The following is a 26,247-nucleotide window of genomic DNA, read 5'->3' on the forward strand; positions in this document are numbered from 1 at the left end:
CCGCTGAGGTGCAGTTCCGCTGAGGTGCTGGGCTACGCGGTGCCGAGCCATGGCGCAGGAGCGGCGGAATTCACGGCCGGCGCAGCACCGGATAGCCGCGGCGATCGAAGCGGGGGCCGCCGGCCCGGGTGCGTGGGGCGGCGGCCGTCGCGTGCCGGAGCCCCGTGCGCGGGGCCACGACCAGCGGCAACGCGGTGTGCATCAGGCTGGTGCCCGGCCAGGTCCGTGCGTCGGCACGTTCCGCGGCGCGGCGGCAGCGTGGGCAGTCGTCGACGTGCCGGACGAGCCGGCGGCACAGCAGGGCGCCCAGCAGGTGCGGATCCCCGCCGAGCCAGGCCATCGCCGGGCAGCCACCGGTCCGCACCGCGAACACGGCGGCCTGGACGCGCTCCACCTCGCAGGCCGCGGCGGCGATCAGCTCACGCGCGGCGCCCGCACCACGCATCCCGAGCACGGCGGCGACCTCGGACGCGGTGAGGCCGTGCCGCACGGTGAGCTCCAGCGCCTCCCGCTGCTCGGGCGCCGTACCGGTGGCCTCCGGCCACACCAGCAGGGCCAGCTCACGCTCACACAGCTTGCGACGCTCGTCGAACGCGTACGGCTCGTCGTCGGGTCGGCCGTGGCGACGCGCGTCGCGCGGGGGGTCTGCGGGCTCCGCGCGGCGCTCGTCACGGAAGCAGCGGGCGGCGGCACGGGTGGCGAGGCCGCAGAGGGTTCCGCGGGTGTCCTGGGACACGGTCCCGGTGTGCGGGCCGGCTCCTCCGTCGGACGGCGTGCCGGTGACGGCCGGGGGCGCCGTGCGGGCCCGCCGGGTCGCCGCGAGCCGGGCCAGGCACGCCCAGCGGGCGAGCGCGTACAGCCAGGCGCGACGCTCGGCGACGTCACGAGGGGCCCGCCCGCGACGGCGCTCGGCCACCGCCAGTGCCGCCCCGAGCGCCGTCACGGCGGCGTCGTGGTCCCGCAGCACGGACAGGCAGTAGGTGAACAGGCCGTCGAGCTGGGCGTCCTCCCAGACGTGCGGGGACGCGGACCGGTCCTGCCGCACGGGGGCCACGGGTACCGAGCGGATCACGGATATCACCGGCGTCACCGGTGGCACGGACGTCACCGGTGGCTGGGGCGTCACAGACGGCACGGACGGCGCGGCCGGGACAGGCGACGCGATCGGGACAGGCGCCACAGACGACACGGGCAGCGCGGGCGGCGCAGGCAGCGCGGGTGCCACAGACAACCCAGGCGGTGCGAGTGGCGCCGATGACACGGGCGGCACGGGCAGCACGGGCGGCACGGGCAACGCGGGCGCCACAGACGACACAAACGCCACGGGCGGCACAGGCGGCGCCAGTGGCGCCGATGACGCGGATGTCAGCGGCACGACGGGTCGGGGCGCGGGTGGCGCTCCCCGCCCGCGCGTGCCACCCGGCGCGCCGGCCGTGCGGGATGCGCGAGGTGCGCGGGATGCGTGGTGTGCGCGGGCGATTCGCCCGGACTCGTCCGACCTGCTGTTCTTCACCTGTGTGACCGTATGCCGAACCTGCTGAATCCTTCCTTCAGAGGCGGGCGATTTAATCCTTACGGGTGATGAGATCAAGTAAATGCGGACATGCCGGTTGAGCCGTACGAGAGTTGGCGGTTTGGACCGAGTCGGACGTTCCCTTCGTCGTCCCACGCCGTGCTCGGTCCGCGCACCCGCCCGGTTGTCAGCGCCGGGCGCTACCGTTCCGTCCCATGGCTGCCCGTACGAAGTCCGCCAAGGACCGCCCCTCCTACCGCTGCACCGAATGCGGCTGGCAAACCGCCAAGTGGCTCGGCCGCTGCCCCGAGTGCCAGGCCTGGGGCACGGTCGAGGAGTACGGCGCGCCCGCGGTCCGCACCACCACACCGGGCCGCGTCACGACCTCCGCGCTCCCCATCGGCCAGGTCGACGGCCGCCGCGCCACCGCCCGCAGCACCGGCGTGCCGGAGCTGGACCGGGTGCTCGGCGGCGGCCTGGTGCCCGGCGCCGTGGTGCTGCTCGCCGGCGAGCCGGGGGTGGGCAAGTCGACGCTGCTGCTGGACGTGGCGGCGAAGGCGGCCGGCCCCGACCACCGCACGCTGTACGTCACCGGTGAGGAGTCGGCCGGCCAGGTGCGGCTGCGCGCCGACCGCATCAAGGCGATCGACGACCACCTCTACCTGGCCGCCGAGACCGATCTCGCAGCGGTACTCGGCCACCTCGACGAGGTCAAGCCCTCCCTCCTCGTACTGGACTCGGTGCAGACGGTGGCCTCGCCGGAGGTGGACGGCGCGCCGGGCGGCATGGCGCAGGTACGCGAGGTGGCCGGGGCGCTGATCCGGGCCTCCAAGGAGCGCGGCATGGCGACGCTCCTGGTGGGCCATGTCACCAAGGACGGCGCGATCGCCGGGCCCCGCCTGCTGGAGCACCTGGTCGACGTGGTGTTGCAGTTCGAGGGCGACCGGCACGCCCGGCTGCGCCTGGTACGCGGCGTCAAGAACCGCTTCGGCACCACCGACGAGGTCGGCTGCTTCGAGCTGCACGACGAGGGCATCACCGGCCTCGCCGACCCCTCCGGTCTCTTCCTCACCCGGCGTGCCGAGCCGGTGCCCGGCACCTGTCTGACGGTGACCCTGGAGGGCCGCCGCCCGCTGGTCGCCGAGGTGCAGGCGCTCACCGTCGACTCGCAGATCCCGTCCCCGCGGCGCACCACCTCGGGTCTGGAGACCTCCCGGGTGTCGATGATGCTGGCGGTGCTGGAGCAGCGCGGGCGGATCAGCGCGCTCGGCAAGCGGGACATCTACTCGGCGACGGTCGGCGGGGTGAAGCTCTCCGAACCCGCCGCCGACCTGGCGATCGCGCTCGCGCTGGCCAGCGCGGCGAGCGACACCCCGCTGCCGAAGAACCTGGTCGCGATCGGCGAGGTCGGCCTGGCGGGCGAGGTGAGGCGGGTCACGGGCGTCCAGCGGCGGCTCGCCGAAGCCCACCGGCTGGGCTTCACGCACGCCCTCGTTCCGGTCGATCCCGGGAAGATCCCGTCCGGCATGCGGGTCACCGAGGTCGCCGACATGGGAGACGCGCTGCGGGTGCTCCCGCGGAGTCGTCGTCGGGAGGCCCCACGGGAGACGGCGGAGCGCCGGTAGACTTTGCCCTGGTCTCGCCCATCCGTACGAAAGCGGAGTACTCCCCGAGTGCCTTGATGGCCTGGGAGGTGGCCTCCAGGAGGGCGGTCCTGACCCGCGACCGGAGGAGTGCGCAGTGGCAGCAGGCGAGCGGGCGTCGGCTCCCGGGAAGCCCGGCGGGAGCGCGGGCGCCGACGGGCTGATGCGCGCCTCCTTGAGCGCTGTGGCACCGGGGACGGCCCTGCGTGACGGCCTGGAGCGGGTCCTGCGGGGCAACACCGGAGGCCTGATCGTGCTCGGCTCCGACAAGACCGTCGAAGCGATGTGCACCGGCGGTTTCGTGCTCGACGTCGAGTTCACCGCGACCCGGCTGCGCGAGCTGTGCAAGCTCGACGGCGGCATCGTGCTCGACAGGGACCTCACCAAGATCCTGCGGGCCGGCGTGCAGCTGGTGCCGGACCCGACGATCCCCACCGAGGAGACCGGCACCCGGCACCGCACCGCGGACCGCGTCAGCAAGCAGGTCGGCTTCCCCGTCGTCTCCGTCTCCCAGTCGATGCGACTGATCGCGTTGTACGTGGACGGGCAGCGGCGGGTGCTGGAGGACTCCGCGGCCATCCTGTCCCGGGCCAACCAGGCCCTGGCCACCCTGGAGCGGTACAAGCTGCGGCTCGACGAGGTCGCCGGCACGCTGTCCGCGCTGGAGATCGAGGACCTGGTGACCGTGCGCGACGTCGCCTCGGTCGCGCAGCGCCTGGAGATGGTGCGCAGGATCGCGACCGAGATCGCGGAGTACGTGGTCGAGCTGGGCACGGACGGGCGGCTGCTGGCGCTGCAACTGGACGAGTTGATCTCCGGAGTCGAACCCGAGCGCGAGCTGATCGTGCGCGACTACGTGCCGACCCCGACGGCGAAGCGGTCGCGCACGGTGGACGAGGCACTCGCCGAGCTGGACTCGCTCTCCCACCCGGAGCTGCTGGAACTGTCCACGGTGGCGCGGGCGCTGGGATACACGGGAGCACCCGAAACCCTGGACACCGCCGTGTCACCGCGCGGTTTCCGGCTGCTGGCGAAGGTGCCGCGGCTGCCGCGGGCGATCATCGACCGGCTCGTGGAGCACTTCGGCGGACTCCAGAAACTGCTTGCGGCCAGCGTGGACGACCTCCAAACCGTGGACGGCGTCGGGGAAGCGCGGGCCCGGAGCGTACGGGAGGGGCTGTCGCGACTGGCGGAGTCGTCGATCCTGGAGCGCTACGTCTAGGACCGTCTTCCCGTCGCTGACAGCGGCTCGGGACCCCGCCTCTTCCCGTCGGCGCCAGCCCTTGCGCGGTTCCCGTCGGTGTCAGTCCTTGCGCGGTCCCCGTCGGTTTCAGTCCTTGCGCGGTCCCCGTCGGTTTCAGTCCTTGTCGAGGACGAACGACGTCTGGGTCTTGGCGAAGCCGGGGGCCTTGGCCTCCGCCAGGTAGGTGCCGGGGGCGGCGGAGTTGGCCGGGGGTGTGGCGCAGTGCGGGGCGCTGGGCTTGCGGTCCCAGGTGACGGTGTGCGTGATGCTGGTGCCGGCCGGGACACGGAGGAAGAGGCTGCCGCTGCCGGAAGGACAGTCGTCGGAGGCCCAGAGCTGCTTGTCGCCGTCGGCCTGAGTGATCGTCAGGACCGCGTTCTTCGCGCCGAGATCGAGCTTGCAGTCGGTGCCCGAGGTGTTCTTCGCGGCGAGTTCGAGGCGGGGTTTCTCGCCCGGGTCGTAGGTGTTGGCGTGGGTGTGCAGGGTCAGCTTCACGGCGCCCGAGGTGCAGGTGGGCAGGCTCGATCCGGCGGGGACCTCGTGGCCGACCGAGCCACCGCCGGTCTGCGCACCGCCCTCGCCCGCGCCACCCGTGGCGCCACCGTCCGTGGCACCGCCGTCCGTGCCGCCGGCGGAATCGCCGCCTCCGGAGTCGCCACCGCCACCGGACGAACCGCCGTCGCTCGACTCGTCACGACCGCCCGGATGCTGGCTGATCGCAGGCCCCGAGCTGGACGGACCCGGGGTGATGGACGGGGCGGGGCCCTTGCCGTCCGAACCACCGGAGTCGTGGTGCTTGTCGTTGCCGCTGCCGAAGACGACCAGCCAGACCAGGACCAACCCCACCACCACGAGCAGGGACAGCAGAGCGGCCCTCCGTCGCCAGTAGATGGAGGAGGGAAGCGGTCCAACCGGATTGCGCAGAGATCCCACGCGCAAACCTTACGAGACTCCGGGGCGTCCACCCGGCCCACCCTCCGTACCCGGTCCCAACTTTTGCGGATCATCGTCACGGGCTCGGGGGGCGGAGCGCCCGAACTGCCCGTTCCGGTACCGGCGGTGGCCCCGGCGCCGGACCCGGACCGACCGGATGTGTACGGAAGTCTCCGCTTCGTACGGCATGTGACCGACGGCGATCTCTACAGCGGCGTCACAGAGTTCGCCCATGACGCACCCAGGGCGATGGGCGGCTTCCGACCCGGCCAAGCCCCGCGCCCTACGGTTTTCGTACCCGCGTCATCCGTCCAGGAGCGCCCGTAGCCACTCCGCCTCGCGCTGCTCGATGTACTCCGCGTCGCTCCGCCAGACGTCGCCGTGTCCCTCGGCCCACAGCCTGGCCCACGGCTGGCGGTGCTCGGCGGCCTCGGTGCGCAGGAAGTCGTACATGGCGCGGGTGCGGCGGCCCAGCAGGGGCACGAGGCGGCGGCGTTCGGCCTCGTCCAGGCCGTAGGCGTCGACGAAGGTGCGCAGCCGGGCGGCGGCGTCGGCGCGCCGGAAGGCGGGGTTGGCGGAGAGCGGGAGGAAGCTGTGGGCGGCGTAGGCGAGGTCGCCGAGGCGGGTGCCGGGCGCGGCGCCGTCCCAGTCGATGAACACCCAGGACGCGGCGCCGTCCGTCACCAGGTTCCACGGCGCCAGGTCGTTGTGCGCGACGATCTCGTCGCCGCCGGTGGGCATGAGCGTCTGCCAGCGTGCGGTGGCGGGTGGCGTGAAGTCCCTTACGGCGTCGTGGAATTCACGGATCAGCCGGGCCACCCGCGCCAGGTGCGCCGCCGGGTCCATTAGCCGGAAGTGGTGCGGCCACACCGCGTCCCCCGGCGCGAACGCGAGGACCTCACGGCCGTGCTCGTCGCGGCCCAAGGGCCGTGGCGCCGCCCGGAACCCCACGTCCCACAGGTGCTGCAACAGGGCGTGCACGGCGGGTGTCCAGAAACCCGCGGGCCGGCGCACGGTGTCACCCACCCGCACCACGCCGGCGCTGACGTTGCCGCCCGTCAGCGGCACCTCTTCCTCGTCCGGTTCCGGCACCTGTTCCTCCCCCGGTTCCTGCCGCCCTGCCCCACCGCCCCGAACGGGCCTCCCCCCACCACCCTCAACGGGCGTGGGAGGTACCCCCATCAACCCCCTCAGTCTCACGCACCCGCCCACCCCGCCTCACCACGTTTTCCACCCGCTCCCCCACCGGCACCCGGCCGGGGCACAGCCCTCTCTCCACCTCACCGGCCTCACCGGCCTCACCGGCCTCACCCACGCCCGGTACCTCGCCCCCACCGGCGTCACCCACGTCCCACCGGACACGTCACTCACACGCCACTCACCTCCCGCCGGGTCGAGTACGCGACGGGCGGGCGGGCACACGTCCCACGTCCGCCCCCGCCCATCCCCCACAATGGGCGCCCACGCCCTGCCGGGGCGTACCGACCACCCGCCCCCCGTCCAAATGGCCCCACACCCCCACACCCCCACACCCCGGCCGGCCCACACCCCGGCCGCGTAAACCACGCACGCCCCACCCCCCATGGGAGGATCGGCCCTGCCATGACTGCGCCGCCGAAGAACACCCCCTGCACCGCGCCCGACGCCCCCACCACGCCCATGCCCCCCACACCCACCGCACCGGACACCGGCACCACGCCACCCTCCGGCCTCGCCACGCCCGCTGCCGCAGGCGCCCCCTCCGTCCCCGCCGCCACACACGCGCCGGCGACCCCCGAAGCCGTGCGCACCGACGCCGTGCCCACCGACGCTCTCGCCGCCGCCACCGCGCTGCACTCACCGGTCCTCGCCTGGTTCGACCAGCACGCGCGTGACCTGCCGTGGCGGCGTCCCGAGGCCGGGGCGTGGGGCGTGATGGTCAGCGAGTTCATGCTCCAGCAGACGCCGGTCAGCCGGGTGCTGCCGGTCTACGAGCAGTGGATGGCCCGCTGGCCGCGCCCCGCCGACCTGGCCGCCGAGGCCCCCGGTGAGGCGGTTCGCGCCTGGGGGCGGCTGGGCTATCCGCGGCGCGCCCTGCGGCTGCACGGTGCCGCGGTCGCCATAACGGAGCGGCACGGCGGCGACGTGCCCACGCAGCACGCGCAGCTGCTCGCGCTGCCCGGCATCGGCGAGTACACCGCGGCGGCCGTGGCGTCGTTCGCGTACGGCCAGCGGCACCCGGTGCTGGACACGAACGTGCGCCGGGTCCTCGCCCGTGCGGTGACCGGCGTCCAGTACCCGCCCAACGCCACCACGGCGGCCGAGCGCAAGCTGGCCCGCGCCCTGCTGCCCGACGACGCGGCCACCGCCGCCCGCTGGGCCGCCGCCTCCATGGAGCTGGGCGCGCTGGTGTGCACCGCCAAGAACGAGAACTGCGCCCGCTGCCCGGTCACCGACCGGTGCGCCTGGCGGCTCGCCGGCAAGCCGGAGCACGCCGGCCCGGCCCGCCGCGGCCAGACCTACGCGGGCACCGACCGCCAGGTGCGCGGCAAGCTGCTGGCCGTCCTGCGCGAGGCGCCCGGCGCCGTCCCCCAGCACGTGCTCGACCGGGTGTGGCACGAGCCCGTCCAGCGGGCCCGGGCGTTGGACGGGCTGGTCGCCGACGGCCTGGTCGAGCCTCTCCCGCACGGTATGTATCGGCTGCCCCTCACCTGACGGTCCGGTTCACCTGACCGTCAGGTCCGCCACGCCCCCTGCCCCCGCACCGCCCGGCATCGCCCGGTGCCACCGCCTGACCAGGCAATACCGCCCCCGCGCGCCCCCGTCCAGACCGTGTCGAACACCCCTCGCCGTCCGCCCCGTCACCGCACCGCTCGGTCACATCACGGCCTCGTCACACCGCCGCCGTACGGCTGTTACACAACCGACGGACAGCCGTGCGTCTGCCGCATGCTGGCCCCCGGATGGCCGTGACAACGCTGCCGTAGCGTCACATCCAACGTCGGAAGCGGTCCTCGCACCGCCACCACCAGGGCCTCAGTGGCCCGGGGCGGCGCGGACGACCGCACGGCAGCCGGCACACCGCCGGCAGCACACGACAGACGACAGACGACACACACGCACGGCAGGCGAGGCCCCCGGCCACGCCCGGACCCGCGGCACATCCGCGGCGCCGCACACGCCGTGCACCACAGGCGGCGCGCGACGGGGCGACCGGACGGCAGGGGGCCGTACGGGCCGCGCTGTGGACGAGACGCAACGGTCCGAGCGGAGGCGGTTTTCGATGGCGCATGGCCAGGTACTTGAGTTCGAGGAGTACGTACGCACCCGGCAGGACGCCCTGCTGCGCAGCGCCCGGCGCCTGGTGCCGGACCCGACCGACGCCCAGGACCTGCTCCAGACCGCTCTGGCCCGCACCTACGGCCGCTGGGACGGCATCGCTGACAAGCGGCTGGCCGACGCCTACCTGCGCCGCGTCATGATCAACACGCGGACGGAGTGGTGGCGCGCCCGCAAGCTGGAGGAGGTGCCCACCGAGCAGCTGCCCGAGTCCTGCATCGACGACTCCACCGAGCAGTACGCTGACCGCGCCCTGCTGATGGACGCCATGAAAGTGCTGGCTCCCAAGCAGCGCAGTGTCGTGATGCTGCGACACTGGGAGCAGATGTCCACAGAGGAGACCGCCGCCGCGCTCGGCATGACGGTCGGCACGGTCAAGAGCACGCTGCACCGGGCACTGGCCCGGCTCCGCCAGGAGCTGGAGCGCCGCGCCCTGGATGCGCGCGCGCTCGAGTACGGAGAGCGGGAGCGGTGCGCGGCGTAGGCAGAGCACATCCCCGGGGCGGCGGTGCCCCGGAGACGGCGGGCGGCCCTGAGCGGCCCGCCGGAACCCACGACCGCGCACGCGCCGGCGTGGATCACCGCCCGGCCGTCCGGCTCGCCGCGGCGGCGCTGCTGGCCACCACCGCGCTGCTGACCGGCTGTTCACCGACCAACGGCGTCGGCGCACGGGACGAGGGCCCGGCGCGCACCGACACCGTCGGCCACACCGCGGCCTCCCCGGCGTCGTCCGCGTCCCCCTCACCGGCCCTCGAGCGGGTCGACGCGGTCAAGCTCGTCATGGCGGACGAGCAGGTGGGCAAGGACGTCAAGCGGGCCCTCAAGCGCTGCGGGGCCAATGGCTACCCGGTCGACGTCAGTTACGGCAAGCTCACCGGAGCCGCCTCGGCCGACGTCGTGGTGAACGTGATGACCTGCGACTCGGTCGGCGTAGGGTCGTATGTGTACCGCCCGGACGGGGACCGCTTCCGCGACGTCTTCCGTAACGAGCAGCCGCAGGTCTACGCGGAGATCGATCGCGGCGATCTGGTGGTCACACAGAAGGTGTACCGGGAGGACGACCAGCTTGCGTACCCGTCCAGCGAGGACGTGATCACCTACAGCTGGTCGGCGTCGGAGGGCCGTTTCACGGAGCAGGACCGCACGCACAACGACTACAGCAACCCGGTGGGCGGCGGCAAAGCCCCCACCTCGGACAACTGAACGCGACCGGACTCCCGGTGGACCCGAAGGGCCCGGGCGCACAGCACACGGCCCCGCGCAGAGCGGACGGACAACGGACACAGCGGCGTGCAGAACACCGGCACGCGGGCACAAGACCCTCGCGGGCACACGGACATGCGAATAAGTGAAGGGGAGCGGCGGATTCGGATGGCGCAGCGGACGGAGCACACCCATGTCCTCTTCGTCGAGGACGACGACGTCATCCGCGAGGCCACGCAGCTGGCCCTGGAGCGGGACGGCTATGTGGTGACGGCCATGCCCGACGGCCTGTCGGGTCTCGAGGCGTTCCGCGCCAACCGCCCGGACATCGCCCTGCTCGACGTGATGGTGCCGGGCCTCGACGGGGTGAGCCTGTGTCGCCGCATCCGCGACGAGTCCACCGTCCCGGTGATCATGCTCTCGGCCCGTGCCGACTCGATCGACGTCGTACTGGGCCTGGAGGCGGGCGCGGACGACTACGTGACCAAGCCGTTCGACGGGGCGGTGCTGGTCGCGCGGATCCGTGCGGTGCTGCGGCGCTTCGGGCATGCGAGCGGGCCGCTGTCCGGCGCGGGCCAGGGTGCCGGCGGCAGCTTCGGAGCGGGCCAGGGCGCGGGCGGCACCTTCGGAGCAGGCTTCGACGGCGGACCGGCGGCAGGCGGCGGCGCCGTGCAGGGCCAGGGCGGGCACGGTGGGCACGGCGGAGGCGGTGGGCACGGCGGAGGCGGTGGGCACAACGGTGCCGACGAACGTGTCGCCCCCGACAGTGTGGAGCGGATAACCGCGACCTCTGCGGGCCATCGCGGGGTGCTCCGCTTCGGCGACCTGTGGGTCGACACGGAAGGCATGGAGGTGCGCCGGGGCGGTCAGCCGGTGGCGCTGACGCCGACCGAGATGCGGCTGCTGCTGGAGTTCTCCGCCTCGCCCGGCACCGTGTTCTCCCGCGACAAGCTGCTGCAACGGGTCTGGGACTACGGCTGGGGCGGCGACACACGGGTCGTCGACGTGCATGTGCAGCGGCTGCGCGCCAAGATCGGCCAGGACCGGATCGAGACGGTCCGCGGCTTCGGCTACAAGTTGAAGGCCTGACCCGGGCATGCGAACCCCACGCACTCCCCACACCCAGGCCAAGCCCCCGGCGGGCGACGGCGCCACGGCGCGCGTCGGTGCGGCGGCAGCGGGCTCCACCTCCGCACAGACCCGGGCCTCGGGCCGGCCCCTGAGACGCCGGCTGTTCGGCCGGCTGCGGCTGCACACCGGCCTGCGCTGGAAGGTGAGCGGGGCGATCGCGCTGGCCAGCGCCCTGATCGCGGTGATCCTGAGCCTGGTGGTGCACAACGCCGCGATGGTGTCGATGCTGGATTCCTCGCGTGATGTGCAGGACGAGCGCCTCCAGTTCGCGCAGCGGATCTACGAGGCCACCCAGCGGTTGCAGTTCGGCGCCGTGGTCGACGATCCGAAGCTGCCGCAGGAGCTGCGGCAGCGCACCGCTCAGGGCCGCCGGGCCACCTACATCTCGCAGGGCTCGACCGCGGACGGAGGCGCTCCGGACGTCTGGGCGGCGGTGCCGCTGAAGGACGGCCACGTCCTGTCGCTGCACACCCAGCTCGCCGACGGCACCACCCGGGTGATGCGGGATCTCGACCAGGCGCTCATCCTCGGCTCGATCGCGGTCGTGGTCGGCGGCTGCGCGCTGGGCGTGCTGGTCGGCGGCCGGATGTCACGGCGGCTGCGGAAGGCGGCAGCGGCGGCCGGCGCGGTGGCGCAGGGGCAGACGGACGTACGGGTGCGGGAGGCGCTCGGCGGGGTGGTGCGCGACGAGACCGACGACCTCGCGCTGGCCGTGGACGCGATGGCGGACACGCTGCGCCAGCGTCTGGAGGCCGAGCGTCGGGTGACCGCGGACATCGCCCACGAGCTGCGCACTCCGGTGACCGGCCTGCTGACGGCCGCGGAGCTGCTCCCGCCGGGGCGGCCGAGCGAACTGGTCAAGGACCGGGCCCAGGCGCTGCGCACCCTGGTGGAGGACGTCCTGGAGGTGGCCCGGCTGGACAGTGCGGCGGAGCGGGCCGAGCTTCAGGACATCCTGCTGGGTGAGTTCGTCAGCCGCCGGGTCGCGCTGCTGAACCAGGACGTACGGGTGCGGGTGGTCCACGAGTCGGAGGCCACCACCGATCCGCGTCGTCTGGAACGCATCGTCGGCAATCTGCTGGCGAACGCCGCCAAGCACGGCCGCCCGCCCATCGAGGTCACCGTCGAGGGGCGGGTGATCCGGGTGCGGGACCACGGAGAAGGCTTTCCCGAGGAGCTGGTCAGCGAGGGGCCGAGGCGCTTTCGCACCGGCAGTGCGGACCGGGCCGGGCACGGCCATGGCCTGGGCCTGACCATCGCCGCAGGTCAGGCGCGGGTACTCGGAGCCCGGCTGGCCTTCCGCAACATCCGCGGGCCGGGCGCGGCGCCCGATGCCGCGCCCGAGGGGGCCATGGCCGTGCTGTGGCTACCGGAGCACGCTCCGACGAGCACCGGCAGCTACCCGATGCTCCAACTGCCGGCCCAGTCGAGGGACAGCGGCCCTGGCCGCTCGGGGTGACACGCTCACCCCGGACGGCTCGGTCGGCTCAGCCGGCGCAGGCACTGCCCTCATCTGGGACGGCTCAGCAGGACCACTCCTTGTCCAGGTCCAGGCCGCCCTCGCGGGCCTGGGTGAACGAGAACCAGTTGCCGGAATCGTCACGGAACAGGGCCTCGGTGCCGTAGGGGCGCTCCTGGGGTTCCTGGACGAACTCCACGCCGCGCGCCTTGAGCCGCTCGTAGTCCCCCCACACGTCGTCGGTACGCAGCACGCCCGCGCCGAGCATGCCCTTCGCGACCAGTGTCCTCAGGGCCTCGGCCGACTCGGGGTCCGTGTTGCCCGTTCCCGGGACCATCAGCGTGAGCTCGACATCGGGCTGGTCCTTGGCTCCCACGGTGATCCAGCGCATGCCGCCCTCGCCCAGGGTCATGTCGTTACGGAGCTCGAGGCCCAGCTTTTCGGTGTAGAACTCCTTGGCGCGGTCCTGGTCCAGAACCCAGACGGTGGAGATGGCGAGTCCCTTGATCATGGTGTGCTCCATCAGTGCGAAAGGGCGTGCTTTCTTGCCTGCTCAGGGTGGCTTTCCCGGCCCTGGCGGGGTGTGCTCTCCTGCCCTGTCACGGTAGTCAGCCGCCGGCTGCCTGCGCTTCTCCAGAAGTGCGCTCTCCGCGGCTGGGGTAGCCGCCCATCCAGAGCATCACGTAACACCCGGGAACCAGGGCGCCGCCGCCCACGTGCTTCGCGCGGTACTCGCTGGGGGCCAGGCCGGTCTGTGCCTTGAAGCGGGCCGAGAAGGAGCCGAGGCTGGTGAACCCGACGAGATGGCAGATCTCCGTCACGGAGAGGTTCGCCGACCGCAGCATGTCCTCGGCCCGCTCTATTCGGCGGGCGGAGAGGTACTGGCCGGGCGTGCGACCGTAGACCGCTTTGAAGGTGCGGATGAAGTGATACCGGGAGTAGCCCGCGTGCGAAGCTATCGCGTCCAGGTCGAGATCGGGGTCGGCCCAGTCGCGGTCCATTGCGTCTTTGGCGAGGCGCAGCTGCCGCAGTCTTTCCACAGCTCCGATGCTGGCACACCCCACTGACAACGCCACGGGCAACGCCACGGGCAGCGCCTCTTACAACGCCGCTGACCTGTACTGATACCCGAGTCTCCGCCTCTGACGACTCCCTCGACGGGCTCCCGTGGACCTGCCCCGGCCGCGTGCACGGCGACGAACCCTCGGTGCGCGGCAAAGGACCCCCGGTGCGTGGGACGCGCACCGGGGGTCTCGGGGGCCGAGGTGGGCCCGCTCAGACGGCCTCTGCAACCGCCTTCGCGTGCCGCGCGGTGTCCCCGTCCGCGCCCTCGGCCGGCTTGGGAGGCTCGGCGGACTTGCCGGGCTCGACGGGCTCGGGCGACTTGGCACCCAGCCCGCGAAGCGGCGTCTCCTTGACGAACAGCGCCCCCAGCAGGGCGAGCACGGCCACCACGGCGCCCAGCAGGAACGCCGCGTGGGTGCCGGCGGTCACCGCGTGCTGGTAGGCGTCGCGTGCCAGGGCGGGCAGCTTGCCGAGGCTGTGGGCGTCCAGCTGGGTCGACTTCTCGGCGATCTTGCTGCCGAGGGTTCCGGCGCGCTGCGCCATCTCGTCCTTCACCTGGCTGTTGAAGACCGCACCCATGATCGCGACACCGAAGGACGAGCCGAGCGTGCGGAAGAGCGTGGTGGTGGAGGAGGCGACGCCGATGTCCTTCATGTCGACGCTGTTCTGCGCGACCAGCATGGTGATCTGCATCAGGCACCCCATGCCGGCACCGAGCACCGCCATGTCCAGACCGGAGACGAACCGCGAGGTCTCGGTGTCCATCTGCGCCAGCAGGACCAGGCCGACGATCATCAGCAGGGTGCCGGCGATCGGGAACACCTTGTACTTGCCGGTGCTGGTCGTGAACCGGCCGGCGACCAGCGAGACGGCCATCATCGACAGCAGCATGGGGAGCAGCAGCAGCCCGGAGTTGGTGGCCGAAGCGCCCTGCACCGCCTGCTGGTAGAGCGGCAGGAAGAGCGTGGCGCCGAACATCACGAAGCCGGTGATGAAGCCGATCACGGAGGTCAGCGTGAAGTTGCGGCTGCGGAAGATGTGCAGCGGCACGATCGGCTCGGCGGCCTTCGTCTGCACGACGAGGAACGTGACCAGCGCGAGAACGCCGGCGGCGGCGAGCCCGACGATGACGCCCGAGCTCCATGCGTACTCGCTGCCGCCCCAGGTGGTGACCAGCACGATCGCGGTGATGCCGATGGTCAGCAGCACGGCGCCCAGGTAGTCGATGCGGCCCTCTGCGCGCTTCTTCGGAAGGTGCAGCACGGCACTGATGGCGAGCAGGGCGACGATGCCCAGCGGGATGTTGATGTAGAAGGACCAGCGCCAGCCGAGGTGGTCGGTGATGGCGCCGCCCACCAGCGGTCCGCCGATCATGGCGGCGGCCATGACGCCGGACATCATGCCCATGTACTTGCCGCGGTCACGGGGCGGGACCAGGTCGCCGATGATGGCCATCACGCCGACCATCAGGCCGCCCGCACCCAGGCCCTGCACGGCCCTGAAGCCGATCAGCTCCCCCATGTTCTGCGACATGCCGCTCAGTGCGGAGCCGATGAGGAAGATGACGATGGACGTCAGGAAGCTGCCCTTGCGTCCGTACATGTCGCCGAGCTTGCCCCAGATGGGGGTGGAGGCGGCGGTGGCGAGGGTGTACGAGGCGACCACCCAGGAGAGGTGATTCAGGCCGCCGAGCTCCCCTACGATCGTGGGCATCGCGGTACCCACGATCATGTTGTCCAGCATGGCGAGCAGCATGGCGATCATCAGGGCAAGCAGCACCACCCCAACGCTCCGCGGCTCTTTGACACTGTCCTTGGGTACGGCATCATCCACCTGCTGAGCTTGTGTCATGTCCACTACTCCTTTGGGACTAAGGAGAACGACGTCATGCAGCAGGGCGGGCACTGTACGTTAACTTACTTGCCGCCCGGCTAGTCGAGCACAGCAGCAAGGTAATCTGGAAACTAGCCGGGCGTCAAGTAAGTACCGGGGAAGCAAGAGGGGTACCACGATGGAAGCCACGAAACAGCAGCGACGCGGGAACACCCGCCAGCGCATCCAGGACGTGGCCCTCGAACTCTTCGCCGAGCAGGGCTACGAGAAAACGTCCCTGCGGGAGATCGCCGAGCGCCTCGACGTCACCAAGGCCGCGCTGTACTACCACTTCAAGACCAAGGAGGACATCCTCCACGGCATCTTCGAGGACGTCGGCCGGCCGATGACCGAGCTGATCGAGTGGGGCAACCAGCAGCCGCACACCCTGGAGACCAAGCTGGAGGTGCTGCGCCGCTACAGCGACGCCCTGGCCACCGCCTCGCCGATCATGCGCTTCATGCAGGACAACCAGGCGACGATAAAGGAGCTGAACACCGCGGAGGCGTTCCGACACCGGATGCTCGCGCTGAACGACCTGCTGAAGGAGCCGGACGCCCCCCTGGTCGACCAGGTGCGCTGCATCTCCGCCCTGTTCACCATGCACGCGGGCACCTTCGCGATCAAAGACGCCGAAGGCGACCCCGAGGACAAGCGCAAGGCCGTCCTGGAGGTCGCCATGGATCTGGTGATACAGGCGCACGGCGGGGAGCACCGCACGGACCACAGCGGCCGGTGAGCCGCCGATCGACCGCCGATGAGCCGCCGCACGGGCGCGGGCCCGGCCGAAGCCGGGCCCGCCGTCCGTCACACGTGCCGGTCACACCTGCCGGTCACCCGCGTCCGTCACACATGCAGGCCGTGACGGTCCAGGAAGTGGACCGGGTTGACCGCGGACCCGTAGTTCGGGGTGCTGCGGATCTCGAAGTGCAGGTGCGGGCCGGTGGTGTTACCGGTGTTACCGGAGAGGGCGATGTGCTCGCCCGCCTTCACCGTCTCGCCGACGTGCACGTCGATCCGGGACAGGTGCGCGTACTGCGAGTACGTGCCGTGACCGTTGCTGATCACGATCGCGTTGCCGTACGCGGGACCGTCACCGCCGCCGTTCGGGCCGGCCTTGACGACCACACCGCTGTGCGCGGCCTGCACCGGCGTGCCGATCGGCACCGCGAAGTCCTGGCCGGAGTGCTTGTGCGACCACATGCCGCCGGCCTGGTCGAAGGACGCGGTGAGCTTGTACTTGTGCACCGGCTTGACCCAGCTCTTCGTCTGCTGGTGGGCCTTCTTGTGCGCGGCCTTCTTATGGGCGGCCTTCTTGTTGTCCGCGTCCTTGTCCGTGGCCTTGTGGGCGGCGGCGTGCGCACCGTCATGGGTGTCGCCGAAGTGACCCGCGGCACTCTGGCCGTGCCCGGTGACCTGGAGATGAGCAGAGGCAGTGTGGGCGGCCGGCGCGTGGTGCGCGGTCGCTCCGTCCGCAGCGGACGCGACCCCGACACCCAGCGCCGTCGCAACCCCCAGGCCGGCGGCCACGACAGTCGCACGGGTACGGATACGGGACGCGGCGGGACGGTGGGAGAGGGCACGCTTCAGCATTCGGTTACCTCCGTGTAGGGGAACCCGGTCGAGCAGATTCACTCATTGGCGTATGTGCCGGTATGCCGGGCTTGCTCCCCCTTGGTAAGCGGCCGGCGCCCGCCGGGTCAAAGAGCCCTCCTACTAGGCGTGGCCGTAGGTGCCCTTTCAGCATTCGATCGCCCACCATTCACCCCATTCACGCCCCTTACTCTCTAATCGGACTTATAAGGTCAAATAACACCAGACTGGAAGCCCATATCCACGCCCGGAACCGCCTCCGATGGCGCCCGACCTCCCGACGCATCAACCTGGAACCCCATAGCCCGTTTCGCCCCTTTACGCTCCACTATCTTCCCTAGTACCGTCGAAAACCCTGTGCGCCATGTCACCGCGAACGGCCTTTGGACAGCCGGGAAATGTGACGTGGGCTACGCCGGATTGGCGCCGCAGGATTCGTCACCGCTCGGGGGCACTCCGGGATTACGCTCATCGAGGCGACACGACGGCTCACGCACCGTATTCGGGGGAACATCGCATGGAGCCCGCAGTTCTCGGCAGCCGGCTGGCGTCCAGCCTGATGAGCACGCTGATCAAGAAGCTGTTCGTGGCCGAGGCCCCGGGCGCCGGCCTGGTGGACCAGCCGGTACGCATCTCGCGCCTCGTCTCCTTCCGCGGTGAGAAGCGCACGCTCACCTTGGCAGACGTGCGCAAGATCGCAGCGACGCTGGTGGGGCGGGCCGTCGGCGGACCCGGCGAGCGCCCCTTCCCTTCCGACGAGGACGATCTGGTCACCGAAAGGCTGACCTGGGCCCTGGCCGGACTCGGCGACCTCGACATGGACGACGTCCATGCGGTCCGCCTGGGCCACCGGGAACTGGCCAGGGAACTCCTCACCCGTTCCCCGGCCGCGGAGCTCTCCGAGGACGCCGCCCTCTTCGTGCGGTCGGCCACCGAATGGGCCTGCCTGCACATCCTGCACTTCTTCACGCAGCGCTCCACCTTCGTCGCGCGCACGCTGGTCGAGCAGAGCCGAGGCCAGGCCGAGCTGATCGCGAAGGTCGACGAACTGATCCGCCGCACACCGCGCCCCGACCACCACGACACAGCGTTCGAACGGCGCTACCGCGCGTACCTCACGACCCGGCACGGCAAGCTGACGATCTACGGCATCGACCTGAGCAACTCGCCCGGGAAGTGGCCGCTGGACACCGCGTACCTCAGCCTGGAGGCGACCTCCCCGAGCGGGGCGGTGGTCGGAGCGGGCGGGGATCACGCCCTCGATGCGCGCGGTCACCGAACGACGTCACCGGGCCCCTCCCCCGCCGACCAGGCCCTCGCCGCGCACGAACGCGTCCTGTTACGCGGCGTCGCGGGCTCCGGCAAGACCACCCTCGTCCAGTGGCTCGCCGTCTCCGCGGCAGCCGATGACCCGGGTGACCGGATGACCTACCTGCACGGCCTCGTCCCCTTCGTGCTCCCGCTGCGCACCCTCACGCGCCACGGCGAGCGGCTGCCCGCGCCCGCAGGCTTCCTGTCCGCCGTCGGCTCGCCGCTGGCCGGCGCCCAGCCGCCCGGCTGGGAGACGCGAGTGCTCACCGCCGGCCGCGGGCTGCTGCTGGTCGACGGCATCGACGAGGTGCCGGAGGCGGAACGCGGCCGCGCCCGCGCCTGGCTGAGCGAGCTGGTCGACGCCTTCCCCGGCAACCGCTGGCTGGTCACCTCACGCCCCTCGGCGGTCCGCGAGAACTGGCTCGCGGACGACCGCTTCACCGAGCTCACCCTCACCGCCATGAACCTGTCCGACGTGACCGCCTTCGTCCGGCGCTGGCACACCGCCGCACGCACCGGCGACCCCGACGAGGACACCCGGCTCGCCGCGTACGAGACCCAGCTCCTGGACGCTGTCAGGGCCAAGCCGGACCTCGGACGGCTCGCCACCAATCCGCTCATGTGCGGCCTGATCTGCGCCCTGCACCGGGACCGCCGCGGCTACCTGCCGCACGGCCGCAGGGAGCTGTACGAGGCCGCCCTGTCCATGCTGCTGACCCGGCGCGACCGGGAGCGCGACATGGCGGGTCCCGAGCTGAGCGAGGAGCCGCAGCTCCAGCTGCTGCAACGGCTCGCGTACTGGCTGATCCGCAACGGGCGCACGGAACTGGACCGCGAACGGGCGGAACGGATCATCGCCGAGGGGCTGCCCGCGGTCCCGGCCGCCAGGACGCTGGGCGCCGCCCCGGACGTGCTCCGGCACTTCCTCGTCCGCACCGGCCTGCTCCGGGAGCCCGCGCCCGGTGCGGTGGATTTCGTGCACCGCACCTTCCAGGACCACCTCGGCGCACGTGCCGCCGTGGAGGCGGGCGATTTCGGCCTGCTCGCCGCGCACGCGACGGATGACCAGTGGGCGGACGTCATCCGGATGGCGGTCGCGCAGGGGCGGCCACGGGAGCGGGCGGAACTGCTGGGGCTGCTGCTGGAGGCGGGGGATGCGGCCCCCGACCGCCACACCCGGGCCCGGACGTGGCTGCTGGCGATGGCGTGCCTGGAGCATGCGACGGAGCTGGCTCCAGGTGTGCGGGCGGAGGTCGAGGACCGGGCCGCGCTGCTGATACCGCCGCGGTCGGACGAAGAGGCACGATCCCTGGCGGCGTTGGGGCCGCTGGTGCTGGAGTTGCTGCCGGGGCCGGCAGGGTTGTCGGCCGACGAGGCACGGCGAGTGGTGGGCACGGCAGGGCTCATCGGGACGGATGCGGCATTGCCCGTGCTCGCACAGTTCAGTTCACATCCTGACATGGACGTGCGGATTCACCTGGGAAGGGCCTGGGGGCGCGTCGACGTCGACCAGTATGCGGGCGAAGTGCTCACCCACGTCGATTCGGACGACTTCTTCATCGAGGTGAAGTCGGCCGAGATGCTGCGGGCGCTTCGGTTCCTCGGCGACCGGGCGAAAATCACCGTCTACGGAAGTTTCGAGGCGTCGGAGCTGGCGGCTGCGCTACCCCCCGGCTGTCGAGAGCTGGTCGTCGCGGACAACCCCGACATACGGTCCCTGGCCCCGTTGACCGAGCTGAGGTCTCTGGAACGGCTGGGCCTGTACGAATGCCCGAACATCGCGGATCTCATGCCCCTGGTTGAACTGGGCCTCAAGAGCCTCAACCTGCTGGGTCTCGACGAGACCATCCCAGGCCTTCGGGAGCTCACCACGCTTCGAATGCTGGATGTGCGGCAGCCGCTTCCCGCAGGGCTTCTGGAATCTCTGCCCGTGGACGCAGCGCTCACCTCGATCTGCCTCAGCAGTGGCGCCTTCTCAGCCCGGGGGTTGAGGGGGCTCAGCCACTGGGCAACCTTGGAGGACCTCACCCTGATCGAAGCCGGAAACCCGCTCACCGCCTGGGACTGGGCTGAGATGGCCCAGCTGCCGTCCCTGACGGGACTGAGTCTGGACTCCGGTCTGCTGTCGCCGCGCATTACCGTGCACGCCCCGGCTCTGCCGAGTCTCAGGAAGCTGCGTCTGTACCAAGCCGATGACGGCATGGACCCGTCTGACCTGCCGCGGATCTTCCCGGGGCTGCGCGTGATCCGCCTTCTCCCGCCGCGGAGCACAAGCGTCGACGTGACCCGGTACGCCCGGCTCTTCCCCGATGCCGAGATCACGGTGTCCGAGCCCAAGCCCTGGCTCCTGTAACCGCTGCCCGCACACGAAGCTGCCCCTGGACCGAAACCGGCCCAGGGGCAGCCTCACAGTGAACGCACCGCGCGAGCGGCTACGCCTCCTTGCTCAGGTTCGGCCCGGCGCCGCCGGCCGCCTGCTCGACGGGCGGCATGTCGGGGAGCGCCGTCTTCTCCTCGCCCCGGAACGTGAAGGTCTTGGCGTCACCTTCACCCTCCGTGTCGACGACCACGATGTGACCGGGGCGCAGGTCTCCGAAGAGGATCTTCTCGGAGAGCAGGTCCTCGATCTCCCGCTGGATCGTCCGGCGCAGCGGCCGGGCGCCCAGGACGGGGTCGTAGCCCTTCTTGGCGAGCAGCGACTTGGCGGCCGAGCTGAGCTCGATGCCCATGTCCCGGTCCTTCAGCCGCTCGTCCACCTTGGCGATCATGAGGTCGACGATCTGGATGATGTCTTCCTCGGTGAGCTGGTGGAAGACGACGGTGTCGTCGACACGGTTGAGGAACTCGGGGCGGAAGTGCTGCTTCAGCTCGTCGTTGACCTTGGCCTTCATGCGCTCGTAGCCGGTCTTGACGTCGCCCTGGGCGGCGAAGCCCAGGTTGAAGCCCTTGGAGATGTCCCGGGTGCCGAGGTTGGTGGTCATGATGATGACCGTGTTCTTGAAGTCCACGACCCGGCCCTGGGAGTCGGTCAGGCGACCGTCCTCAAGGATCTGCAACAGGGAGTTGAAGATGTCCGCGTGGGCCTTCTCGACCTCGTCGAAGAGGACCACGGAGAACGGCTTGCGGCGCACCTTCTCGGTGAGCTGGCCGCCCTCTTCGTAGCCCACGTAGCCGGGGGGCGAACCGAACAGCCGCGAGACGGTGTGCTTCTCGCTGAACTCCGACATGTCGAGGGCGATCAGCGCGTCCTCGTCGCCGAAGAGGAACTCGGCGAGCGTCTTGGACAGCTCGGTCTTACCGACGCCGGACGGGCCGGCGAAGATGAACGAGCCACCGGGGCGCTTGGGGTCCTTCAGGCCCGCACGCGTACGCCGGATGGCCTGGGAGAGCGCCTTGATGGCGTCCTGCTGGCCGATGACGCGCTTGTGGAGTTCGTCCTCCATGCGCAGCAGCCGGCTGGACTCCTCCTCCGTGAGCTTGAAGACCGGGATGCCGGTGGCGGTGGCGAGGACCTCGGCGATCAGCTCGCCGTCGACCTCGGCGACGACGTCCATGTCGCCGGCCTTCCACTCCTTCTCCCGCTTGGCCTTGGCGGCGAGGAGCTGCTTCTCCTTGTCGCGCAGCGAGGCGGCCTTCTCGAAGTCCTGCGAGTCGATCGCGGACTCCTTGTCACGGCGGACACCGGCGATCTTCTCGTCGAACTCGCGCAGGTCCGGCGGCGCGGTCATCCGGCGGATCCGCATCCGGGAGCCGGCCTCGTCGATCAGGTCGATCGCCTTGTCCGGCAGGAAGCGGTCGGAGATGTACCGGTCGGCCAGCGTGGCGGCCTGCACCAGGGCCTCGTCCGTGATCGAGACGCGGTGGTGCGCCTCGTAGCGGTCGCGCAGACCCTTGAGGATCTCGATGGTGTGCGGCAGCGACGGCTCGGCGACCTGGATGGGCTGGAAGCGGCGCTCGAGGGCCGCGTCCTTCTCCAGGTGCTTGCGGTACTCGTCGAGCGTGGTGGCACCGATGGTCTGGAGCTCGCCGCGGGCCAGCATCGGCTTGAGGATGCTCGCCGCGTCGATGGCGCCTTCGGCGGCGCCCGCGCCGACCAGGGTGTGCAGCTCGTCGATGAACAGGATGATGTCGCCGCGGGTGCGGATCTCCTTGAGGACCTTCTTCAGGCGTTCCTCGAAGTCACCGCGGTAGCGGGAGCCGGCGACCAGGGCGCCGAGGTCGAGGGTGTAGAGGTGCTTGTCCTTGAGGGTCTCGGGCACCTCGCCCTTGACGATGGCCTGGGCCAGGCCTTCGACGACCGCGGTCTTACCGACGCCGGGCTCGCCGATGAGCACCGGGTTGTTCTTGGTACGGCGGGAGAGCACCTGCATGACGCGCTCGATTTCCTTCTCGCGCCCGATGACCGGGTCGAGCTTGGATTCGCGAGCGGCCTGGGTGAGATTCCGGCCGAACTGGTCGAGGACCAGGGACGTGGAGGGGGTGCCCTCGGCAGGACCGCCGGCGGTGGCGGTCTCCTTGCCCTGGTAACCGGAGAGCAGCTGGATGACCTGCTGCCGCACGCGGTTGAGGTCGGCGCCCAGCTTGACCAGGACCTGGGCGGCGACGCCCTCGCCCTCGCGGATCAGGCCGAGCAGGATGTGCTCCGTGCCGATGTAGTTGTGCCCCAGCTGGAGGGCCTCCCGGAGCGACAGCTCCAGGACCTTCTTGGCGCGCGGGGTGAAGGGAATGTGGCCGGACGGGGCCTGCTGGCCCTGGCCGATGATCTCCTCCACCTGCTGGCGGACAGCCTCAAGCGAAATCCCGAGGCTCTCCAGGGCCTTAGCGGCGACACCCTCACCCTCGTGGATCAGGCCCAGGAGGATGTGCTCGGTGCCGATGTAGTTGTGGTTGAGCATCCGGGCTTCTTCCTGAGCCAGGACGACAACCCGCCGCGCGCGGTCGGTGAACCTCTCGAACATCGTTAATCGCTCCTCAGAGCGGTCAGGCAGTAAGGGGACGCTCCCCTCCCTGTCCTTCCGCAGCTTAGTCCCGCAAGCGGGGACCGCTCATTCCAACTGCCGACTTCTGTCCGGATGACCCCCGCACAGGCGGGGAAACCAGCTGCCGAAGTAACGACAATTGCTCCAACCCGATGGTGCGAGACGATGTTCCCCCAGGCCAGACAGATAGCCTCCGCTCCACTACGCCCGTGGCGAACGGAACCGGTGCCCGTCCTGCGTGTCGCCCCTCCCCACTAGCAATCTCTTACCCGCAGCTACAGACGGTCCATGCGGCGCGCACGGTTTCCCTCCGCTACGGGCGAACATCCTTGCGCCACCGCGCGCTCAGACACGCCCTCCGAAGTCATACGGAGAGTACGTGGACAGACACGGAGAGGAATCGAACGGTACGGCGCGCTACGGCGACGCCTCCAGCGCATGCGGATACTTAGTTGACCATGTCAGCATTTGCCCGTTATGACCAGCTTTTCGCTGAGTGCGGTCGGTATTGGCCTGAAATGGGCGCTCTGAGGTGCGGACGTCCCAAAGGCGCGGGCGCGCTCAGCGATGGAGGGCGCAAGAGGGCACAAGGTGGAGGGCACAAGAAAGCGGCGCCACACAGCTGCGGCGCCGGAGCGCGGGCGTCTCGGAGAAGCGCACGCCGCGGCGACGCGCTCGCCGCCGTACAGACTCGCCGCCGTACGGACGGGAGCGTGCTCGAGCGCTCACCGCGGCGGTGTGCCGGCCACCTGGGGCAGCACGGGGGCCGCTCGGCCGGGACAGACCCGCAGGGGGCCGCGCTCGGCTGCGGCCCCCCGATCCCGGCTGCGGACCGGGTCGGCGACCCTGGCCCGCCGTCCCGACCGCAGGCGTGCCGTACGACCGCCCCCCGTCAGCGGACGGACCGGATGAACGCGTGCACCCGGTCGGGTACGGATGGTGCACCGGCGACTGTCTGCGCCGCCGGATCGGGCTACGAAGCGACCGCGCTCAGCGGTGGGAGTCTTCGTAGGCCTGGCGGATGTTCGCCGGAACTCGGCCACGGTCGTTGACCTCGTACCCGTTCTCCTTCGCCCAGGCGCGGATCTGCGCGGTGTCCTGGCTGCTGCCAGCCGCGGCACGCGCCTTTCCACGACCACCCGAAGCACGACCCCCGGTACGACGGCCGCCCTTGAGGTAGGGCTCCAGCAGACCACGGAGCTTGTCCGCATTCGAGGTGGTGAGGTCAATCTCGTAGGTCTTGCCATCCAGGGCGAACGTGACGGTCTCGTCCGCCTCGCCCCCGTCGAGGTCATCAACAAGAAGGACCTGAACCTTCTGTGCCACCGCAATTTCCTTTCAATCGATAACGTGCGGGCCGGTGTCCCGCGGCTCCGGCCGCCGTTTCGCCGTCCCCTTGTTATATGCACTACTGCAGTACGTCGGAAAGCAAACCGCTTTTCACGGAAAAACACAAACCCCTGGCAGAGTCCAACCGCTCCAAGGGCCCTGGAAACATGCGCGTTTCGGACATAGGGCACCGCGGCAGGAGTGACGGTGGGAATACCGTCGGCGATCACAGATGCAGAAGCATCCGGCTGTTGCCCAAGGTGTTCGGTTTCACCCGTTCGAGTCCGAGGAACTCCGCCACGCCCTCGTCATAGGAACGCAGCAGCTCGCTGTAGACATCGGTGTCGACAGGCGTCTCACCGATCTCCACGAACCCGTGCTTCGCGAAGAACTCGACTTCGAAGGTCAGGCAGAATACGCGTCGAACACCTAGCCACCCCGCCGTCTGTAGCAACTTCGTCAGCAGTTGGTGTCCCACTCCCGAGCCCTTGACCACCGGGTTCACCGCGAGGGTGCGTACTTCCGCGAGGTCCTCCCACATCACATGCAGGGCGCCACACCCCACGACCTGCGCGTTGTCGTCCCGCTCGGCCACCCAGAACTCCTGGATGTCCTCGTAAAGAGTCACCGTCGCTTTGTCCAGCAGGATGCCCTTGCGGACGTAGGTGTCGAGCAGGGCCCGCAGTTGGGCGACATCGCTCGTCCTGGCCCGGCGGACAGTGAGGGCTTTTGCGGTGACTTCGGGCTCGGCAGGCATGCCGGGACGCTATCGCCCGTGCCCTGTGCGCAGTGAGCCGGGGTTCTGGGAGCTGCCGTTCCGGGAAGGCGACGGGTTCTCCCGGGGTTCGTCCATCTCGCCCTGTTCGCCGTTCTCAGGGTTCTCGCCGTTCTCGGGGCGGCCCGGCTTCTCGGCCTTCTCCGCCTTCTCGGAGCCGTGCAAGTGTTCTGGCTCTTCCGGCTTCCCGGCCTCTTCGGCGTTCTCGTCCGGCGCGGGGCTCTCCTCATGTCCTTGGACGAGGCGTACCGCATCCCGCAGGGCTTCGCGCTGCTGGGGGGACATCATGCCGAAGAAGGCGACGAGAGCGGCCGCCGGGTTGTCGCTGCGGGACCAGGCTTCGTTCATCAGAGCGGCCGCGTACGCCGCACGTGTGGAGACCGCCTCATATCGATAGGCGCGGCCTTCGGCCTCTCGGCGTACCCAACCCTTCTGGTGAAGATTGTCCAAGACCGTCATCACCGTCGTGTACGCGATGGTGCGTTCCTGCTGAAGGTCTTCCAGGACTTCTCGGACGGTCACGGGGCGGTTCCACTTCCAGACCCGCGTCATGACCGCATCTTCGAGTTCTCCCAAGGGCCGAGGCACACCTGAACAATAGTCGGAGAAGTAGCCAATAGCAGCGCCAACGAGGCTTAGTGCGACAAACAGCAAAAAGGGAGCCCGTTGTTGATCTTCAATGTGGATCTTTGGTGGAGATCTCGGGAGTCGATCTCGGCGTCATCTCGGATGCGAGGTCAACGCCGGTGATGCGGCTCTGCCACGGGCGCGATAGCGCGCGCTCTACCACGCTTCGCCGGGGGCTCTGCCACCGTTCTTTCCCACGTTCTCGGGTCTCGGGTTCTCGGGTTCTCGGATGAGTTCCGTGGTCCCCGCGTCC

Annotated in this window: 20 protein-coding genes; 9 read left to right on the plus strand and 11 right to left on the minus strand. The window is 70.5% G+C overall.

The window, feature by feature from the left end; genetic code table 11:
• Positions 1–70: 70 nt before the first annotated feature.
• On the minus strand, positions 71–1,081 hold the full coding sequence (locus tag NQO67_RS28585) for an RNA polymerase sigma factor (protein WP_374119181.1): 1,011 nt from the start codon (positions 1,079–1,081) through the stop codon (positions 71–73).
• 647 nt (positions 1,082–1,728) lie between these two features.
• Between NQO67_RS28585 and radA the strand changes: the two genes are divergently transcribed.
• On the plus strand, positions 1,729–3,138 hold the full coding sequence (gene radA / locus NQO67_RS28590; RefSeq protein WP_255953191.1) for a DNA repair protein RadA: 1,410 nt from the start codon (positions 1,729–1,731) through the stop codon (positions 3,136–3,138).
• Positions 3,139–3,253: 115 nt separating this feature from the next.
• Positions 3,254–4,378, plus strand: a complete 1,125-nt coding sequence (gene disA, locus NQO67_RS28595; protein ID WP_255953192.1) for a DNA integrity scanning diadenylate cyclase DisA — start codon at positions 3,254–3,256, stop codon at positions 4,376–4,378.
• Positions 4,379–4,513: 135 nt separating this feature from the next.
• Here disA and NQO67_RS28600 read toward each other — a convergent pair whose 3' ends face one another.
• Both NQO67_RS28600 and NQO67_RS28605 read right to left on the minus strand, forming a co-directional pair.
• On the minus strand, positions 4,514–5,332 hold the full coding sequence (locus tag NQO67_RS28600; protein WP_255953193.1) for a hypothetical protein: 819 nt from the start codon (positions 5,330–5,332) through the stop codon (positions 4,514–4,516).
• Between the two features lie 303 nt (positions 5,333–5,635).
• Positions 5,636–6,424 carry a phosphotransferase gene (locus NQO67_RS28605; RefSeq protein ID WP_255953194.1) on the minus strand — a complete coding sequence of 263 codons (789 nt, stop codon included), beginning with the start codon at positions 6,422–6,424 and terminating at the stop codon, positions 5,636–5,638.
• Positions 6,425–6,934: 510 nt separating this feature from the next.
• Here NQO67_RS28605 and NQO67_RS28610 point away from each other — a divergent pair.
• From NQO67_RS28610 to cseC, 5 genes are all read left to right on the plus strand, one after another.
• Entirely contained in the window at positions 6,935–8,026 is a 1,092-nt protein-coding gene (locus NQO67_RS28610; protein ID WP_255953195.1) for an HhH-GPD family protein, read from the plus strand.
• Between the two features lie 568 nt (positions 8,027–8,594).
• Complete coding sequence (locus tag NQO67_RS28615; RefSeq protein WP_255953196.1) at positions 8,595–9,134, plus strand: SigE family RNA polymerase sigma factor; 540 nt, start codon at positions 8,595–8,597, stop codon at positions 9,132–9,134.
• An 89-nt stretch (positions 9,135–9,223) separates the two neighbouring features.
• The gene (locus NQO67_RS28620) at positions 9,224–9,853 is read left to right on the plus strand and encodes a hypothetical protein (protein WP_255953197.1); all 630 of its coding nucleotides are present in this window, start codon (positions 9,224–9,226) and stop codon (positions 9,851–9,853) included.
• A gap of 168 nt (positions 9,854–10,021) precedes the next feature.
• Positions 10,022–10,942 carry a response regulator gene (locus NQO67_RS44635; RefSeq protein WP_374119182.1) on the plus strand — a complete coding sequence of 307 codons (921 nt, stop codon included), beginning with the start codon at positions 10,022–10,024 and terminating at the stop codon, positions 10,940–10,942.
• A 7-nt stretch (positions 10,943–10,949) separates the two neighbouring features.
• Positions 10,950–12,443, plus strand: coding sequence for a two-component system sensor histidine kinase CseC (gene cseC / locus NQO67_RS28635; protein ID WP_255953198.1), 1,494 nt, complete (start codon positions 10,950–10,952; stop codon positions 12,441–12,443).
• A gap of 64 nt (positions 12,444–12,507) precedes the next feature.
• Here cseC and NQO67_RS28640 read toward each other — a convergent pair whose 3' ends face one another.
• The 3 genes from NQO67_RS28640 to NQO67_RS28650 all read right to left on the minus strand — a co-directional run bounded on the left by NQO67_RS28640 (position 12,508) and on the right by NQO67_RS28650 (position 15,359).
• Positions 12,508–12,954, minus strand: coding sequence for a VOC family protein (locus NQO67_RS28640; RefSeq protein ID WP_255953199.1), 447 nt, complete (start codon positions 12,952–12,954; stop codon positions 12,508–12,510).
• Between the two features lie 97 nt (positions 12,955–13,051).
• Positions 13,052–13,474, minus strand: coding sequence for a helix-turn-helix transcriptional regulator (locus tag NQO67_RS28645; protein WP_255953382.1), 423 nt, complete (start codon positions 13,472–13,474; stop codon positions 13,052–13,054).
• A gap of 244 nt (positions 13,475–13,718) precedes the next feature.
• Positions 13,719–15,359, minus strand: coding sequence for an MDR family MFS transporter (locus tag NQO67_RS28650; RefSeq protein ID WP_255953200.1), 1,641 nt, complete (start codon positions 15,357–15,359; stop codon positions 13,719–13,721).
• Between the two features lie 160 nt (positions 15,360–15,519).
• Here NQO67_RS28650 and NQO67_RS28655 point away from each other — a divergent pair, with 160 nt between their 5' ends.
• Positions 15,520–16,119: a TetR/AcrR family transcriptional regulator gene (locus NQO67_RS28655; RefSeq protein WP_255953201.1), complete on the plus strand. Its 600-nt coding sequence runs from the start codon at positions 15,520–15,522 to the stop codon at positions 16,117–16,119.
• 107 nt (positions 16,120–16,226) lie between these two features.
• On the opposite strand, the gene NQO67_RS28660 is transcribed toward NQO67_RS28655, so the two are convergent.
• The gene (locus tag NQO67_RS28660; protein WP_255953202.1) at positions 16,227–16,973 is read right to left on the minus strand and encodes a M23 family metallopeptidase; all 747 of its coding nucleotides are present in this window, start codon (positions 16,971–16,973) and stop codon (positions 16,227–16,229) included.
• Positions 16,974–17,490: 517 nt separating this feature from the next.
• On the opposite strand from NQO67_RS28660, the gene NQO67_RS28665 reads away from it, so the two are divergent.
• Positions 17,491–20,637, plus strand: coding sequence for an NACHT domain-containing protein (locus NQO67_RS28665; protein ID WP_255953203.1), 3,147 nt, complete (start codon positions 17,491–17,493; stop codon positions 20,635–20,637).
• Positions 20,638–20,716: 79 nt separating this feature from the next.
• Here NQO67_RS28665 and NQO67_RS28670 read toward each other — a convergent pair whose 3' ends face one another.
• The 4 genes from NQO67_RS28670 to NQO67_RS28685 form a co-directional block, all read right to left on the minus strand.
• On the minus strand, positions 20,717–23,242 hold the full coding sequence (locus NQO67_RS28670) for an ATP-dependent Clp protease ATP-binding subunit (RefSeq protein ID WP_255953204.1): 2,526 nt from the start codon (positions 23,240–23,242) through the stop codon (positions 20,717–20,719).
• Between the two features lie 1,011 nt (positions 23,243–24,253).
• Positions 24,254–24,589, minus strand: a complete 336-nt coding sequence (locus tag NQO67_RS28675) for a histone-like nucleoid-structuring protein Lsr2 (RefSeq protein WP_255953205.1) — start codon at positions 24,587–24,589, stop codon at positions 24,254–24,256.
• A gap of 229 nt (positions 24,590–24,818) precedes the next feature.
• Complete coding sequence (locus tag NQO67_RS28680; RefSeq protein WP_255953206.1) at positions 24,819–25,349, minus strand: amino-acid N-acetyltransferase; 531 nt, start codon at positions 25,347–25,349, stop codon at positions 24,819–24,821.
• 9 nt (positions 25,350–25,358) lie between these two features.
• Positions 25,359–25,955, minus strand: coding sequence for a BlaI/MecI/CopY family transcriptional regulator (locus NQO67_RS28685; protein WP_255953207.1), 597 nt, complete (start codon positions 25,953–25,955; stop codon positions 25,359–25,361).
• Positions 25,956–26,247: the final 292 nt, after the last annotated feature.

This window comes from Streptomyces odontomachi (assembly GCF_024435355.1).
In the GTDB taxonomy this organism is placed as follows: Bacteria; Actinomycetota; Actinomycetes; order Streptomycetales; family Streptomycetaceae; genus Streptomyces; species Streptomyces odontomachi.

Coding starts and splice junctions, on each gene's coding strand:
- radA (WP_255953191.1), top strand. CDS start 1,729: ATGGCTGCCCGTACGAAGTCCGCCAAGGACCGCCCCTCCTACCGCTGC.
- NQO67_RS28610 (WP_255953195.1), top strand. CDS start 6,935: ATGACTGCGCCGCCGAAGAACACCCCCTGCACCGCGCCCGACGCCCCC.
- NQO67_RS28615 (WP_255953196.1), top strand. CDS start 8,595: ATGGCGCATGGCCAGGTACTTGAGTTCGAGGAGTACGTACGCACCCGG.
- NQO67_RS44635 (WP_374119182.1), top strand. CDS start 10,022: ATGGCGCAGCGGACGGAGCACACCCATGTCCTCTTCGTCGAGGACGAC.
- cseC (WP_255953198.1), top strand. CDS start 10,950: ATGCGAACCCCACGCACTCCCCACACCCAGGCCAAGCCCCCGGCGGGC.
- NQO67_RS28640 (WP_255953199.1), bottom strand. CDS start 12,954: ATGATCAAGGGACTCGCCATCTCCACCGTCTGGGTTCTGGACCAGGAC.
- NQO67_RS28650 (WP_255953200.1), bottom strand. CDS start 15,359: ATGACACAAGCTCAGCAGGTGGATGATGCCGTACCCAAGGACAGTGTC.
- NQO67_RS28655 (WP_255953201.1), top strand. CDS start 15,520: ATGGAAGCCACGAAACAGCAGCGACGCGGGAACACCCGCCAGCGCATC.
- NQO67_RS28660 (WP_255953202.1), bottom strand. CDS start 16,973: ATGCTGAAGCGTGCCCTCTCCCACCGTCCCGCCGCGTCCCGTATCCGT.
- NQO67_RS28665 (WP_255953203.1), top strand. CDS start 17,491: ATGGAGCCCGCAGTTCTCGGCAGCCGGCTGGCGTCCAGCCTGATGAGC.
- NQO67_RS28670 (WP_255953204.1), bottom strand. CDS start 23,242: ATGTTCGAGAGGTTCACCGACCGCGCGCGGCGGGTTGTCGTCCTGGCT.
- NQO67_RS28680 (WP_255953206.1), bottom strand. CDS start 25,349: ATGCCTGCCGAGCCCGAAGTCACCGCAAAAGCCCTCACTGTCCGCCGG.